The sequence below is a fragment of the Alteromonas australica genome (genome assembly GCF_000730385.1).
GTDB classification, from domain to species: Bacteria; Pseudomonadota; Gammaproteobacteria; order Enterobacterales; family Alteromonadaceae; genus Alteromonas; species Alteromonas australica.
Genome location: NZ_CP008849.1, coordinates 3,245,930 through 3,260,286 on the forward strand (window position 1 = coordinate 3,245,930; position 14,357 = coordinate 3,260,286).

Consider the following 14,357-nt stretch of genomic DNA (forward strand, 5'->3'; position numbering starts at 1 on the left):
TTTTATTTCTCACTTCCCCTGTAACCTTCTTACGCTATTCACTGACCACAGCATCACCACCACACTTAACAATTGGACACACCAAATATTAACTTTTGGTAATAACACAACAACACTCTTAACCGTAAGTTAAGTGTTATTTTTGTACTTAATGTTAAGAAAAAAATGTAAAACCAGTGGCAAATGTAAAATAATTGTGTTCTTATTAGCCCTAAGTCGATATTTTGGTAACAAAGATAATCGACATTGGTAATAACAAAAGCACCCTACAGGTAAGACTCTTACCTAGCACAAAAAACCTGGAGAATAACGCCATCATGAAGATTAAAGCATTTGCCCTGTGCGCTATTGCTGCAGCCATTACTGGATGTAGTTCGGATGTGGATAATAACAACAACCCTAATACACTGGGGTCTATATCACTTTCTGGTACACCAACATCAGGACAAACACTTTCCGCCTCGGTAAGCGATCCTGATGGCATCTCTGGTACTGTTAGCTATTACTGGTACGCAGATGATGCGGTCATCGAAGGTGAAAACGATTCTACCTTTGTGCTTACCGATGATTATATTGGTTCATCAATCACTGTTCAGGGGTCTTACACTGATGATGGTGGTATTAACGAATCACATATTAGTGATCCCACCGATGAAGTCTCTGCTATTGTTTTTGATGCTACCGTATCAATTAGTGGCGATGCACTCATAGGCTCAACGCTTACTGCCACCGTTGAAGACGATAACGGCATTGAGAATGCGACCATCATTTATACTTGGTATGCCGACGACGAAGAAATTGAAGGTGAAGTGCTTTCTACTCTTACGCTAGAAGAAGCACAATTTGGAAAAGTCATTACCGTGATGGCTACCTTCGAAGATGACCGTGGATTCAGCGAATCGCCAACATCGGCCGCCACCGACCCTGTTGCACGTACAAATTCAGAAGGCGCTATCACTATTCTAGGTACGCCCACTGTGGGCAACGAACTCACCACGACCATCGCTGACGAAGATGGTGCATCAGGCAGCATTGCTTACCAGTGGTACGCTGACGATACCGCCATTAACGGCGCAACATCCAGCAGTTATACGGTTGAATCTTCCCTTGTTGGCGCTGTCATTACGGTAACAGCAACTTACGTAGACGATAATGGTTTTGATGAAGAAATTACCTCACAAGCCACTATTCCTGTATCAGCACAAGCGGTAAACGAAGATGGCAGCATCGAAATTAGCGGTACTTCCCCCTACCTTGCAGATGCCACCCTCACTGCCGTTATCACCGACAATAACGGGTTTGATGAAGCGGATGTGACCTATACATGGTATGCAGATGGTGAAGCCATCGACGGCGCAACCGGTAGTACTTACACGCCGACGACTGATGCTGGCGCAATTATTTCAGTGAGTGCCGTTTATACCGACCAAGATGCGTTTCCTGAAACTGTTTCTACAGCCCTTGATTCCATTATTTATTCACAGGTCGTTTCTGATGCTGCAAGCTTAGTGAGTGCAGTAAACGGCGGCCTAGCCGATGGCGATGTCATTGGATTAGCCACGAACGTGTATACCGACTTAGACGCCATCATGCTAACCAGCGCGGTCACACTCACCGCTTTAGAAGATAATCAACCGGTCATTTCGGGCGAAACTTGTATTAATATCGCGAGTAGCGTTGATGGCGCGGCCATTCGCGGCCTTACGTTCCAGAATATTGATACAAAAGCCGATTCCTACTGTGAAGCTGAAGAAGAAGCGGTGATTTACTCGGAAGGCGATAATTTCGAGTTTACACAGAATACAATGGACGGTGACCAAGAGACACTGAATGAGGAAACGTATCATTGGTTAATGGTTAAAGGCTCAGGCGCACTTATTGAGCGCAACACCTTTACCAACCGAAACAACGCCGTTAACGGCTCGGTCATTAAACTTGCCTCATCAGGCTCAGACCATGTCATTCAGTACAACCTTTTTGAAAATGCAAACAACCCTAACTTTGATGAATCAAGCTTACTACTCCTTAACTTAGGTAGCACTACAGGTGCAGATGCCGCTGAGGAAGCTAACTTTGTCGTGCAGTATAACCGTATAGACAGCTTCGTCAGTGGTAGACGCCTAATGCGTGTTCAAACCTCTGGGGCAACAATTAAAGGCAACACCATTGTTAACGCCAACGGGGGTATTGCCTTGGAAGATGGTGGTTTCAACGTGGTTGAAGACAACATCATCATTCGCACTACCGATATCGCCAGTTCTGATGATAGACCTAGCGGTGTATTAGTCACGCCTTTAGGTCATACAGTGGTGAATAACTACATTGCGGGTATTCGCTCTGGCAACAAAGAAGCCGGTGGTATCGTGTTTACGGCGAACCCATTCTCACAAGCGGATGGTGGTGTCCCTAATGCAGGCAACCAGGCTGTGCTTGATGGCTCTGGTGATTTATCGCTAACGGTCACCAACAACACTGTGCTTAACTCGCTACAACCTATCGTATTTAGTACTGAAATTGGCAGTAAAGCGCCGGTAGACGACTGTGACGAACTCACCGCAGATAACGCCCCGTTACTTTATTCACTTACCAAAAACTTCTTTGATATTAGTTTTGACGCCAATCTTATTGCCAATGGCCTCGACGATGATGCTTCAAAACAAGGTTTGTATTTCGATTCAGAAGCCATTAGCAGCGACCATGCTTTTGAGTACGACTGTGACCTTATCGACCACGAAGCATCTCTATTCTCAAATAACTTTGGTTTCATGGATAGCTACGCATCCGGTGACGTTGAAGATGAGTCTTGGGTAGATATCCGCCAGCTTAACGGTAACGGTGACTTTGATTCTGACGGTGCACTAGACCAAGACCCTGCAGCGAATGGTAAAGAAGTGCCTGAATTCACCACTGCAGCTAACGGGCTTGTAGAAACAGATTCTTCTGGTGCTCAAGCAGTAGCAGGTGCAAAAGGACTTTACTACATAGAAGCAAGTGATGTTGGTGTCGGCTCTACTTGGGTAGCCACCAACGAATAATAAAGAATAACCCTACACATAAAAGTCACAAGGGCAAGCGATTGCCCTTTGTGCCACACAAAACACAACGGAGATATTGGAATGTCGTTGAAAAATAAACAACTACACACGCCAAGAAAGGAACTGTCGGTTTCCCAACAGTTTGCCCTTCACCCCACTGCGAAGTGGGTGAAAACGGCCATTTTCGCAGGACTAGCAAGCACTAGTGCATTCACACTGCAAGCCCAAGAAGCGCAAGTTACTGAAGAAGCTGATGAAGCTGTTGAGGTCATTGATGTTGTCGGTACACGCCGTACGATACAAGATCAGATTTCAATTAAACGCGAATCAACCACAGTGGTAGATGGCCTCTCTGCTGAAGATATTGGCGACTTACCTGCTTTATCAATTGGTGAAGCGTTAGAATCTATCACAGGGGCAGCCTCGCACCGTGAAAATGGTGGCGCCACTGAAATTACAATCCGTGGTTTAGGCCCCTTCTTAAGTGCCACACATATTAATGGACGAGAAGCCACCAATGGTAGTGGTGACCGCTCGGTAAACTTCTCACAATTCCCGTCGGAGTTGGTGAAAAAAGTCGCCATTTACAAAACCCAAGACGCTTCAATGATTGAAGGCGGTGTTGCCGGGGTAATTTCCCTTGAAACCGTTCAACCCCTTGATTACGGCAAGCAGCGCATCCAGGGTGAAATTAAGGGCAACTACAACCCTGATCAAACGAACGTTGAAAACTCATTAGAAAACGACCTAGGTTACCGTGGCACGGTAAGCTATGTGGACCAATTTGAATTCGATGATGGTTCTGCCTTCGGTATCTCGGTTGGCCTTCAGCGCCAGGATATTACACAGCCCGAAGCTGAATACAGAAGCTCTAGCCCTACAGGGTCATCACTATGGGCCTGTTTAAACGACCCCACTAACACCAATGAAGGTTTCTTCCGCAGCAGCGCTGGGGACTGTGAAGACCAGGTGAGCGGTAGCAGTAACCAAGGATACGACACGACTATTGATCCGGAAACTGGCGAAGCGGTAAGCGCAGGCTCCCCTTATGCTTGGACTGGCAGTAGCCGTAGCTATCGCCAGAACGAAACGTCAGACGAACGTGACGCGTTCTTCCTTGCTATGCAATACCAACCTAATGAGTCATGGGACATCAATATTGATACTCAATACTCTAAGCGTGTGCAAAGAGAAGCAAGACACGACCTTATCTTCCTTCAAAAGCGCGCTATTCCAGGTCTAACTGGGCCTACCCTAGTGACAAACTCAGTGGGCGGGATATTGCACTGGGAAGGCCAAGATCGTATTGAATCATCGGGGGAGCAGTTCTCTCGGGAAGAAATCTACAAAGGCATCGGTCTCAACATTGAACACTATGCCACTGATTTGTTAACACTGAAATTTGACGTAGCCTACTCAAATACTGAGCGTGAAGAACTACAAATTTCAAACAGGGCTCGCACCGCAGACCGTATCCCGTTCACGTGGGATATGGGGGATAACATTCCCCATTTCAGCATTACTGATTTTGATGTTACCGATATTACCAACTTCACTGATAGCCTGCGTACGCGATTAGATCGTGAAAACAGCCGTGAAAATGAAGTTATTTCCGCTAAATTCGACTTCCAATACATGCTAGGTAGTGATGTATTCACCAGTATTGAAGGTGGCTTGAGAGCCTCTGAACTTAGCTTCTTACAATATGGTGGGACACAAGGTAATGGTTCGCGTACTGAGTACACGTTAGATACGTCGAACACCGCAGCACTCGATGTACTTGAATCTTGTCAAATAGACTTCCCGGAAACAGACTTTCTATCCAGTGTTTCAGACGGAGACATCATTACCAACGTAGATAGCGACGGCAATGTAAACAGCAGTGGCACAGGTTCTTCTTGGGCGACCTACGACAACAACTGCTTTGCCCAAGCCGTGGCAGCGTCTAACGGTGGTGACTTCGCTTTCCCTGAAGTTGAATATGAGAACGCGGGCACCATCGACGTGACCGAAAAAACCTACGCTGCGTACCTAATGGCGAATTACGACACAGAAATGTGGGGTAAGTTTGTTCGCGGTAACTTTGGTGTGCGCGTGGTTGATACAGAAGTCACTGCGATTGGCTTTAGAAGTTCTTTTGATGTGGTTTATGACGACTTAGGCGTAGTGAGCTTAGTCACTGGCGATTCGCTAGAACGCATCGAAGGTGGTGGTGGTTACACTGAAGTACTGCCTAGCGTTAACTTTGTCATGGATTACAGCGATGACATCTTGCTACGTGCAGGTATTTATCGCGGTATGTCTCGTGCCGATCCAAGTGATCTAGGCTATAGCCGAACTTTCCAAACCGATGATGATTTAGCGCCAACGTCTCTGTCTGACTTGTTAGTGGGTGTTAACGGTTCAGGTAACCCAAATACTCAGCCGCTTATGTCATGGAACTATGATGCAGCGATTGAATGGTACCCTAACGAAGATTCCATTTTTGCATTTGGCGTTTACTACAAACGCTTCACCGGTGGCTTCCAACAACAAACCGAGCTCGAAACGTTTGTTATTGAAGGCGAAAGTTATTCACTGCCTATCACTAACTCAGTCACCACTGATGATGCAAGTAACCTGGTAGGTATTGAAACCTCTATCGCCTATCGCTGGGATTCTGGTATTGGTGTGAAGGTTGGTTATAACTATGCTGACACTGATTATGAGTTTGAAGATAGCTTGTATGGTGATACGTTCATTACTGACGTGGACGGCAATACCACTCAGTTAACCGACGGTATCATTCCACCAGCTTCTGTACCTGGTTTCTCTGAGCATGTATTTAGTGCGCAAGTTTATTACCAAATTGGCGACCTAGATACAGCCGTTATCTATAAGTATCGTAGTGATTACTTCCAACCTTATACCAGTAACGGAACGCGTTTACGTTATGTCGATGAGGTGGGTGTATGGGAAGCACGTGCATCGTATAAGATTAACGAGCATACTCGACTTAAAGTGTCTGCTATTAACCTCTTTAGCGCACCTAAGTCACAAGACTACTACGTGCAGGGCAACCTGGGCGAAGTTAATGACTATGGCCCACGTTTATTTGCTGGAATTACCGTGAAGTACTAAAGTTCACATTATGTCCTTAAAAAAAAGCCCCATCACTTTCCAGTGATGGGGCTTTTTTAATGCCAACTCATATAAAAAAGCGCCGATACAGTCGGCGCGTCATTTATGTCAATGAGCGGAAAAGTTTACAGTTCAGTAATCTGCCATACGGTAACAGTGCCGCTGACTTCATTTCCTACTAATAGCAATGGAACCCCTGTAGCACTATCATCAGCGCTGACAAATACTAGGCTTTCTGGTGCTAAGTCGCCAATGCCGTCGTCTGCATCTAGGCCTTCAGTCAGGTCACGGTTAATAATGTATTCTGAAAATTCAACATCGTAAGGGTTTGTCACATCGTAAACAAAAATACCTCCCATACGCTCGGTGCCAATGAACGCGTAAGTGCGATCACCCACGACACCCACTGTTAGTGCTTCTGGCTCAGGGCCTTTATTTTCAGAACGTGAATCACCTTCGTTTTCATCATCGCCATTATTGAATAATTCGCCATGAACTGATGCGGTGATGCGCTCAAAGTCGTCCCCCGAGTCGAACACCACCAAACCGTTTTGATCCCAAATAGTGAATGAGCGAGCACCGTAGGCATACGCCGCATCATATTCACCGTCACCATCCGCATCGCCCATGCCAATAGTGACACGTAAATCATCAGCTTCGCCATTGGCTTGCAAGGTGGCTAACTCTGAATTTGCTTCGGCGGTTAGATCTTCAACCTTCACTTCATCAAGGTAAGCAAGACAACCATCATCTTCATCAAACTCAAGGCCTCCTGCGGTTAAGCACGCATCTTCATCATCGGCGTCGAAGAAATACTCTCTCGCATCACCTTCATTTGCAGTAACGACAAACGTGGCGTCCTTCCAAGTATAATTAGCGATAGTATCTGGTTGGTATACACCGTATAGCCCCTCGTATTGACCAAAGCTTACCGAACCATCTTCTTGAATATCGATGTTCAAGCCAGACCAAGATTTAACACCTAAACCGACGATCTCAACAGACAAGTCTTCTAAATCGACAACCGCAATGCCGTTATTTTCTTGCAAGCTAACATAAGCTATGTCGTTGGTTGCCGTGATGTATTCTGGTTCAAGGTCTTGTGCCACTGTGGTTGCAATTTCAACACCGTTAATAGTACGACCACTTGGGTTCGGAAACATCATACCTTGAGATAACAATGTCTCTTGCTCATCGTTAAAATCGGTAAAACTAATCGTACTTGCTGACTCTTCGGGCTCGCCGCTGGCAAGAATGTTAATCACCGAAATAGACCCCTCTGGGTCAACCGTATAATCACTAGAAGGTTCGCCTTCGTTAGCAACAAGCACCTTGCCGCCATCTGGCGTAAAAGTAACCATATCAGGCAGTGCACCTACCTCTACTTGGTCTAAAAATACCGGTGATGAACTATCTAGCCCGTTATAGAAAAGCACATAGCCATTGTCTGTTTTTGTGTCCGCAGGTACCGCTACCGCCATTAAGTCACCGCTAATAGCGATACTTGTTAAGCTGCCTAAAGTGACGCCATCAACTTCTTCTGGCAAGGTAATGTCGGTCACTGTCAGGTTTGTAGTGCCAATAGGATCGTCCATGGCAGAAGTTGGAATATTGTCTGAACCTGCCGCAATAACAGCAATGGTATTGATGTCACCGTTTGTGGCGTAAATAGTTTGGGTATCGGCATGATACTGTACAATTTCTGCGGCAGTCTGATTGCCAAGATAAGCACGAGCAACCACATCTAGTGTAATACCGAGAGACGCATCTGTACCATCTGCACCGGATTCGCCCTGTTCACCTTGCTCGCCCTGAGCCCCTGTTTCTCCTTGTTCACCGTCGTCACCATCGAGGCCACAGCCAGTAAGGGCGGCAGACACGAGTAACGCTAACAAACCGTATTTAAATTTATTTTGAGCGGCCATTTTCTAATCCTTATTTATTATTTGATAGCGCCGTCTGCAATCAATAAGACTTACATTTGTACTTCCTGTAATTGAACAAATGTCACTCCAGCCCTAGAAATAGATTGCTCGGCGATGATATACGTCTTGTATAAATTAGAGCCAGTGTATGACAGTAATATTAATTTAGCAAAAGCCCTACTCAACAAATATAAACCGTTATTATCCATGACAATTTAACGCTCAATAAGACAGGTCTACCTCATCGCAATTAGAGGTATTCACCACTTCTGTGGTGACTTCCCCAGCAACTTTAACAAACACACATTGCCCTGGATATCCTTCAAAATTATCAAGAATAACCGTGACCATATCGCCATCAACAGCCTTTAAAGAGACTTCATAGCCCTGAAGGTCACCTTCGGCGATTGAAGTCGCTACTGAATATATCGCGGCCCCAAACAACGCCCCAACAAAGGCTTCATCTTCCGACCAACCTAACAACGCACCATCTAACGCTCCCCATAGCGCCGCTTCTTGTGCGTGAGATTCAAACTGTACTGGGGTGACATCATAGACACTGGCGTAAAACGTAGTGACAAACTGGTTTGCCGCGTGGTGAGGCACCCCAGACTGGCTAGCGCATCCGACTAAATACAGGCTGGTTAAGCATAAACTCGTTAATTTGAACGCGCGATATTGGGCACGGGTAAAGTTGTTCAATGGCAACATGTGTGTTTCCTCAATTTATCTTCGGTGAAGTTGCAAATTAAAGCAGGTAAACTGAACTGAGCCTTAACCAAAACCAAACGTTTGACGCCTACCCATGTGATCTAAATATCCCTAAAACACACTATCTGCTACTAATAGTCTTAAATAAATCTAAAATAACGCTTAAAGTAAGGGCGTAGTTGCCTTTTAACAAACACAAAGGAAGACATGATGAAATTGAGATTCAAGGTTACCCTCGCCGCCCTCGCACTAACCATAGGGGCATGCGCTACATCTCCCACAGGACGTAATCAAGTCTTGTTATTTTCAGAATCTCAACTAGCAGAAATGGGCGATCAAGCCTTTACCGGCATGAAGGAAGAGCTCAAAATTTCTAATAAAGCGGTACAAAATAGCTATGTTGAATGTGTTGCCAATGCGATTACTGCGCAAGTACCCAATACGGTATTTAGCGGGCAGTGGGAAGTCGTCGTATTTGACGACGAACAGGTGAATGCGTTTGCCCTGCCCGGTGGTAAAATTGGCGTGTATACCGGCCTATTAGCGGTAGCAGAAAATCAACACCAATTGGCGGCGGTTATCGGCCATGAGGTTGGCCATGTCATTGCCGAGCATGGTAATGAGCGTATGTCTCAATCTACGCTTATCAATGTTGGTTCACAAGCGATGGGGCAAATTCTTGCGGCCAATGAGGTGCCCCAATCTGGGCCCATTATGGCGGCAATAGGTTTAGGCGTGCAAGTGGGTGTTCAATTGCCTTTTAGCCGCACGCATGAGTCTGAAGCAGACATCATCGGTTTACAGCTAATGGCCCAGTCTGGTTTTGACCCTCGCCAGTCGGTTAACCTATGGGAAAATATGGACGCCGCAAGTAACGGAGAGCGGCCAATTGAACTGTTATCGACTCACCCAGCACCGCAAACACGTATAGAAGATTTAGAGGCGAACATGTCATCTGCTTATGCCAGTTATCAGTCAGCGCCTTACCGACCCAATTGTCGATAACACAAAGGGTCGATAACACAGAGTGTCGAAATTCAGATACAAAAACACCACCGTAAAGGTGGTGTTTTTTTAATGCAAGGGAAGTGTTACTCGCTTGCGTCTTTGTGAAGGTGTACATCCATTTGTGGGAATGGAATAGAAATACCTTCTTTATCAAAACGAAGTTTTACCGCTTCTGTAAAGTCAAACTTCACATCCCAGAAATCAGCCGATTGTACCCATGGACGAACCACGAAGTTCACACTGCTGTCAGCCAGTTCCGCAACGGCAATAGTCGGTGCAGGCTCTTGAAGAATTCGTGGATCGGCTTCCACCATTTCTTGTAATACTTGCTTCGCTTTCAGTAGATCAGCGTCATAACCAATTCCCACAACCATATCTACACGACGTGTTTCTTTTGCTGAGAAGTTGGTAATTGTACCGCTGTAAATAGCCCCATTTGGCACAATGATTTCTTTGTTGTCTGGGGTAGTCATTGTAGAGGTAAAGATACCAATTTTATTCACAGTACCCGCTGTACCGCCGGCTTCTACGAAATCACCGGATTTAAACGGTTTAAAGACAAGTAACATAACGCCAGCAGCGAAGTTTTTCAGCGAGTCTTGCAAAGACAAACCAATCGCTAAACCAGCCGCACCCAATATAGCAACCAACGAGGTCGTATCCACGCCTAGCTGATCTAACGAGGCCACGATGACGAAAAGCATCAAAATCGCACTTATTATGGCTTCTAAGAAATCAACCAACATCGCATCATATTTAGATTTCGCCATAACTCGGCGGAAAATAGAAAGGATAAACCCAACTACTATTCTACCAATGACATAAATAGCAATCGCCATGGCAATGTTAATACCCCATGGAATTGCGTATTCATTTATATAGCGTTCGATGTCGCTTGCTGAGAAAAGCGATAAATTATCTTCCATCATATTGTCCTTTTAGTTAGTTGCTAATTTCAAGCCGAATTAAACTAACAGGCTTTTTAGGTTAGGCCAATCGCTTTGCCCTAAAAAGGTTCATTTTTCCCCTAAAGTCTAATTAGAATGCCGCCTGCAGCGATAAAACTTTATCCTAAAGTTGAGTTGGTTTACGCCATCAACTTGGTAATATTTACTTAGAAATCAAACACTAAATGTTTATAAAATGTTAATAGCATCATCACTGATGTTTTTTATAAATTTGAAGTCAAAGTGAACCATTTATTCTTGTTTTTAGATAATAACCTTGGTTATTTCAACTATTTCATAGATTTAACGGGCTGTTAAATTAAAAAAGGATTCATTTATGTTTTTTCTCGTGATTGTTTATCTCGTTGTGTCAGTGATTTTTATTTACGCCTTACGTTCAGATTCCGGCGAAAACACAAAATATGCGCGTAAAAGCCACGTTAGAACCCTTAACACTGATGACAATAGCATCCCATCTATCTCGAACTCTAAAAGCCCTATAAGCCTTTCTTCTCGGTTTACGCTGGCCTAACATGCAGCGCATTGCCCTTAATATTCCCGTGTAGTGCTGTCAATTTTTTCGTCGCGGGTTATTCCCTTCCTTCTTTATCCTTTAACGCATTGCATGCCCCCTGCTCTCACACGTATTATATACCCCTATCTGATTTTTGATTGTTACGTATGCGCATACCAAGAGTTTATTACCCTCACCCTATTCCTTTGGAACAAGAGTTTCCATTAACTGATGACGCGGGTCACCACATAGCCACCGTCCTTCGATTGAAAGCGAATCGTCCCATTGTGCTTTTCAATGGAGATGGAAATGAATATAGCGCGCAAATTATCAGTGTTCAGCGTAAAAACGTGATTGTTGAAGCGGATGCGTGCTTGTCTTTGACTAAGGAGTCTCCCTTACCGATACATCTTGGCCAAGGGGTCTCCAAGGGCGACAGAATGGATACGGTTTTACAAAAAAGTGTGGAGTTGGGAGTGACTGAAATTACCCCTATCCTGACAGAGCGCTGTACCGTGAAATTAGATGCCGGGCGGTGGGAAAAAAAGCAACAGCAGTGGCAAAAAATTATGGTTGGTGCATGTGAACAAAGCGGAAGGAATGTGCTGCCTACGCTCAACCCTCCGGTAACTCTGTCTAACTGGCTAGCCGAGTCCACGTCTTCCACTCGTTTAGTATTAGCACCTGGCGCTACCTCTTCGTTAGCACGTCAACCTTACAACACCAAAGGTTACCGGTTACTCATCGGCCCAGAAGGTGGCTTATCAGAAACGGAAATACATCATGCGAACGAAAAGGGCTTTCTTTCTGTTAGTTTAGGGCCACGCATTCTTCGCACGGAAACCGCCGCCATAAGCAGTGTTTCCATCCTGCAAGCGCAACATGGCGACCTGTAATTGGTAGGTTAAAGCACATAAAAGGCGAGGTTTAGCGCGCACTATGTGAAACATTTTCCGCGCGGCGATAAATGCGAAAAAGCCGGGGCGCACGCTTGAAGAATGTTGTGACGCCCCAACATACATAAACAGATTCAGTAGGGTGAACTCCGGTTTCACCCTGCTTTCCTTCAATGATTAATGAATATGCGTAAGTGAGAAAATACATGCACTATACCGTTGGCGTGATTATGGATCCCATTGCGGCGATAAAGCCACACAAAGACACGAGTTTTGCGATGATGCTGGAAGCGCAGCGCCGTGGCGCCACTGTGTTGTATTTTGAACTTAAAGATTTGTATTTAGATAACGGTAAGCCCATGGGACGGGGCAAGCGAGTCACCGTGATTGATCGCGCCGAGGACTTCTACGCTATCGAGGATGAGCAAACGTTATGCTTAGGTGATGTGGACGTTTTACTTATGCGTAAAGATCCGCCTTTCGATGGTGAGTTTCTTTATGCAACTCAAATCTTATCATTAGCCCAAGATGCCGGCGCCTTGGTAGTGAATAATCCGCAAGCATTAAGAGATTACAACGAAAAGCTATTTACCTCTTACTTCCCTGAGCATATTCCACATACACTTGTTACCAATAATCCGACGCTGGTTCGTGAGTTTCATGCCACGCACAAAGATATTATCTGCAAACCCCTCGATGGTATGGGTGGTGCGTCTATCTTTCGCGTAAAGCCTGATGGGAATAATTTAGGGGTCATCATTGAAACCCTTACCCAATTGGGTCAGCGCTACATGATGGTACAAGAATACCTTCCGGAGATTAAAGACGGTGACAAGCGTGTGCTTATTGTGGACGGCGAAGTTATTCCTTACTGTCTTGCTAGGCTCCCCACCAAAGGGGAAACACGGGGCAACCTAGCGGCTGGTGGCACGGGACGCCCTCAACCAATTTCAGCATCAGATCGTGCGCTGGCAAATGCGATTTCTCCCACATTGAAAGCAAACAACATCATGTTTGTAGGCTTGGATGTGATTGGCAATAAAATTACCGAAATAAACATTACCAGCCCGACCTGCGTAAGAGAAATTGAAGGGCACTATAATATTAATATTATGGCAATGCTTTTTGATGCAATTGAAAAGCGACTGGCTAGTAATTAGGCCGTCATCCGTCAGTAAGAGGTACAAATGACTGAATTGAAAAGCTTACAAAACCACTTTCTCATCGCCATGCCAACGCTGGACGATCCGTACTTTTCTCGTTCTCTCACCTATATTTGTGAACATAACGATGAAGGAGCAATGGGTTTAGTTCTCAATCAGCCTTCCACAATGAACCTCAAACAATTACTTGAACAAACCGATAAAGCGCTTACCGTAAGCGATGATAAAGCAGAGCAAATTATTCTCGCCGGTGGCCCGGTGAGTCAAGAAAGAGGGTTTGTCCTTCATACTGAACAACCAGGCTGGGGTTCTAGTTTAACCCTTGCACCTGGCATTATGGTTACCACCTCCCGGGATATACTTACGGCTATTGGTAGCAATCAAGGCCCTGACGAAGCCCTCATCGCCTTGGGTTACGCAGGATGGACCGCAGGCCAGCTTGAACAAGAAATGCAAGAAAACGCATGGCTAACCATAGAAGCAGATGAAGAGATTCTGTTTAACACACCTATACACAAAAAGTGGCAAGCTGCGGTGAATAAACTTGGGGTCGATGTGTGGCAGTTAGCTCCCGGAGCTGGTCATGCCTGATATAGGTCAACGAACAGTACTGGCATTTGATTTTGGCACGAAAAGTATCGGTGTGGCTGTTGGGCAGGAAGTCACGGGCACAGCGTCCCCTCTTGCCGCATTAAAAGCGAGGGATGGTATCCCAGATTGGCAGCAGATTGCTGCGTTATATGAGGAATGGCAGCCACATTTAGTCGTGGTGGGTTTACCGCTAAATATGGACGGTAGCGAACAAGAAATGACGCAAAGGGCGAAGAAGTTTGCCAATCGGCTTCATGGGCGATTCAAAGTCGCGGTAGAAACCTGTGATGAGCGTTTAACCACCACTGATGCCAAATCAATGCTCTTCGAACTGGGCGGCTACAAAAAACTGACGAAAGACAAAATAGACAGTGTATCTGCCTGCGTTATATTTACCAGTTGGATTGAAAGTCAGTATTAGGGCGTATTAGTACTCATCTCACCACG

At 45.4% G+C, this 14,357-nt stretch carries 11 protein-coding genes; 8 read left to right on the plus strand and 3 right to left on the minus strand.

The genetic code is table 11. The features are described 5' to 3' along the window. The first annotated feature begins 317 nt into the window (after positions 1 to 317). Positions 318 to 3,035, plus strand: a complete 2,718-nt coding sequence (locus EP13_RS14260; RefSeq protein WP_044057870.1) for a chondroitinase-B domain-containing protein — start codon at positions 318 to 320, stop codon at positions 3,033 to 3,035. Positions 3,036 to 3,116: 81 nt separating this feature from the next. Beyond that, positions 3,117 to 6,155: a TonB-dependent receptor gene (locus EP13_RS14265; protein ID WP_044057871.1), complete on the plus strand. Its 3,039-nt coding sequence runs from the start codon at positions 3,117 to 3,119 to the stop codon at positions 6,153 to 6,155. A 125-nt stretch (positions 6,156 to 6,280) separates the two neighbouring features. Here the strand turns inward: EP13_RS14265 and EP13_RS14270 are convergent, their stop codons facing one another. Beyond that, complete coding sequence (locus EP13_RS14270; RefSeq protein WP_044057872.1) at positions 6,281 to 8,080, minus strand: choice-of-anchor I family protein; 1,800 nt, start codon at positions 8,078 to 8,080, stop codon at positions 6,281 to 6,283. Positions 8,081 to 8,302: 222 nt separating this feature from the next. Next, complete coding sequence (locus EP13_RS14275; protein WP_044057873.1) at positions 8,303 to 8,791, minus strand: hypothetical protein; 489 nt, start codon at positions 8,789 to 8,791, stop codon at positions 8,303 to 8,305. A gap of 210 nt (positions 8,792 to 9,001) precedes the next feature. On the opposite strand from EP13_RS14275, the gene EP13_RS14280 reads away from it, so the two are divergent. Continuing rightward, positions 9,002 to 9,796, plus strand: a complete 795-nt coding sequence (locus EP13_RS14280; RefSeq protein WP_044057874.1) for a M48 family metallopeptidase — start codon at positions 9,002 to 9,004, stop codon at positions 9,794 to 9,796. Positions 9,797 to 9,882: 86 nt separating this feature from the next. On the opposite strand, the gene EP13_RS14285 is transcribed toward EP13_RS14280, so the two are convergent. Next, entirely contained in the window at positions 9,883 to 10,725 is an 843-nt protein-coding gene (locus EP13_RS14285; RefSeq protein ID WP_044057875.1) for a mechanosensitive ion channel family protein, read from the minus strand. A gap of 358 nt (positions 10,726 to 11,083) precedes the next feature. Here EP13_RS14285 and EP13_RS14290 point away from each other — a divergent pair, with 358 nt between their 5' ends. The 5 genes from EP13_RS14290 (at position 11,084) to ruvX (ending at position 14,331) form a co-directional block, all read left to right on the plus strand. Continuing rightward, positions 11,084 to 11,278: a hypothetical protein gene (locus EP13_RS14290; RefSeq protein WP_044057876.1), complete on the plus strand. Its 195-nt coding sequence runs from the start codon at positions 11,084 to 11,086 to the stop codon at positions 11,276 to 11,278. A gap of 149 nt (positions 11,279 to 11,427) precedes the next feature. Next, on the plus strand, positions 11,428 to 12,156 hold the full coding sequence (locus EP13_RS14295) for a 16S rRNA (uracil(1498)-N(3))-methyltransferase (RefSeq protein WP_044057877.1): 729 nt from the start codon (positions 11,428 to 11,430) through the stop codon (positions 12,154 to 12,156). 206 nt (positions 12,157 to 12,362) lie between these two features. After that, the gene (gene gshB / locus EP13_RS14300; RefSeq protein ID WP_044057878.1) at positions 12,363 to 13,316 is read left to right on the plus strand and encodes a glutathione synthase; all 954 of its coding nucleotides are present in this window, start codon (positions 12,363 to 12,365) and stop codon (positions 13,314 to 13,316) included. A gap of 27 nt (positions 13,317 to 13,343) precedes the next feature. Next, the gene (locus EP13_RS14305; protein WP_081869512.1) at positions 13,344 to 13,910 is read left to right on the plus strand and encodes a YqgE/AlgH family protein; all 567 of its coding nucleotides are present in this window, start codon (positions 13,344 to 13,346) and stop codon (positions 13,908 to 13,910) included. Next, complete coding sequence (gene ruvX / locus EP13_RS14310) at positions 13,903 to 14,331, plus strand: Holliday junction resolvase RuvX (RefSeq protein ID WP_044057879.1); 429 nt, start codon at positions 13,903 to 13,905, stop codon at positions 14,329 to 14,331. The genes EP13_RS14305 and ruvX overlap by 8 nt, the downstream gene beginning before the upstream one ends. Positions 14,332 to 14,357 lie beyond the last annotated feature (26 nt).

What these genes read in the sequence shown, in the direction of transcription:
- EP13_RS14260 (WP_044057870.1), top strand. Translation starts at nt 318, where the DNA reads ATGAAGATTAAAGCATTTGCCCTGTGCGCTATTGCTGCAGCCATTACT.
- EP13_RS14265 (WP_044057871.1), top strand. Translation starts at nt 3,117, where the DNA reads ATGTCGTTGAAAAATAAACAACTACACACGCCAAGAAAGGAACTGTCG.
- EP13_RS14270 (WP_044057872.1), bottom strand. Translation starts at nt 8,080, where the DNA reads ATGGCCGCTCAAAATAAATTTAAATACGGTTTGTTAGCGTTACTCGTG.
- EP13_RS14275 (WP_044057873.1), bottom strand. Translation starts at nt 8,791, where the DNA reads ATGTTGCCATTGAACAACTTTACCCGTGCCCAATATCGCGCGTTCAAA.
- EP13_RS14280 (WP_044057874.1), top strand. Translation starts at nt 9,002, where the DNA reads ATGAAATTGAGATTCAAGGTTACCCTCGCCGCCCTCGCACTAACCATA.
- EP13_RS14285 (WP_044057875.1), bottom strand. Translation starts at nt 10,725, where the DNA reads ATGGAAGATAATTTATCGCTTTTCTCAGCAAGCGACATCGAACGCTAT.
- EP13_RS14290 (WP_044057876.1), top strand. Translation starts at nt 11,084, where the DNA reads ATGTTTTTTCTCGTGATTGTTTATCTCGTTGTGTCAGTGATTTTTATT.
- EP13_RS14295 (WP_044057877.1), top strand. Translation starts at nt 11,428, where the DNA reads ATGCGCATACCAAGAGTTTATTACCCTCACCCTATTCCTTTGGAACAA.
- gshB (WP_044057878.1), top strand. Translation starts at nt 12,363, where the DNA reads ATGCACTATACCGTTGGCGTGATTATGGATCCCATTGCGGCGATAAAG.
- EP13_RS14305 (WP_081869512.1), top strand. Translation starts at nt 13,344, where the DNA reads ATGACTGAATTGAAAAGCTTACAAAACCACTTTCTCATCGCCATGCCA.
- ruvX (WP_044057879.1), top strand. Translation starts at nt 13,903, where the DNA reads ATGCCTGATATAGGTCAACGAACAGTACTGGCATTTGATTTTGGCACG.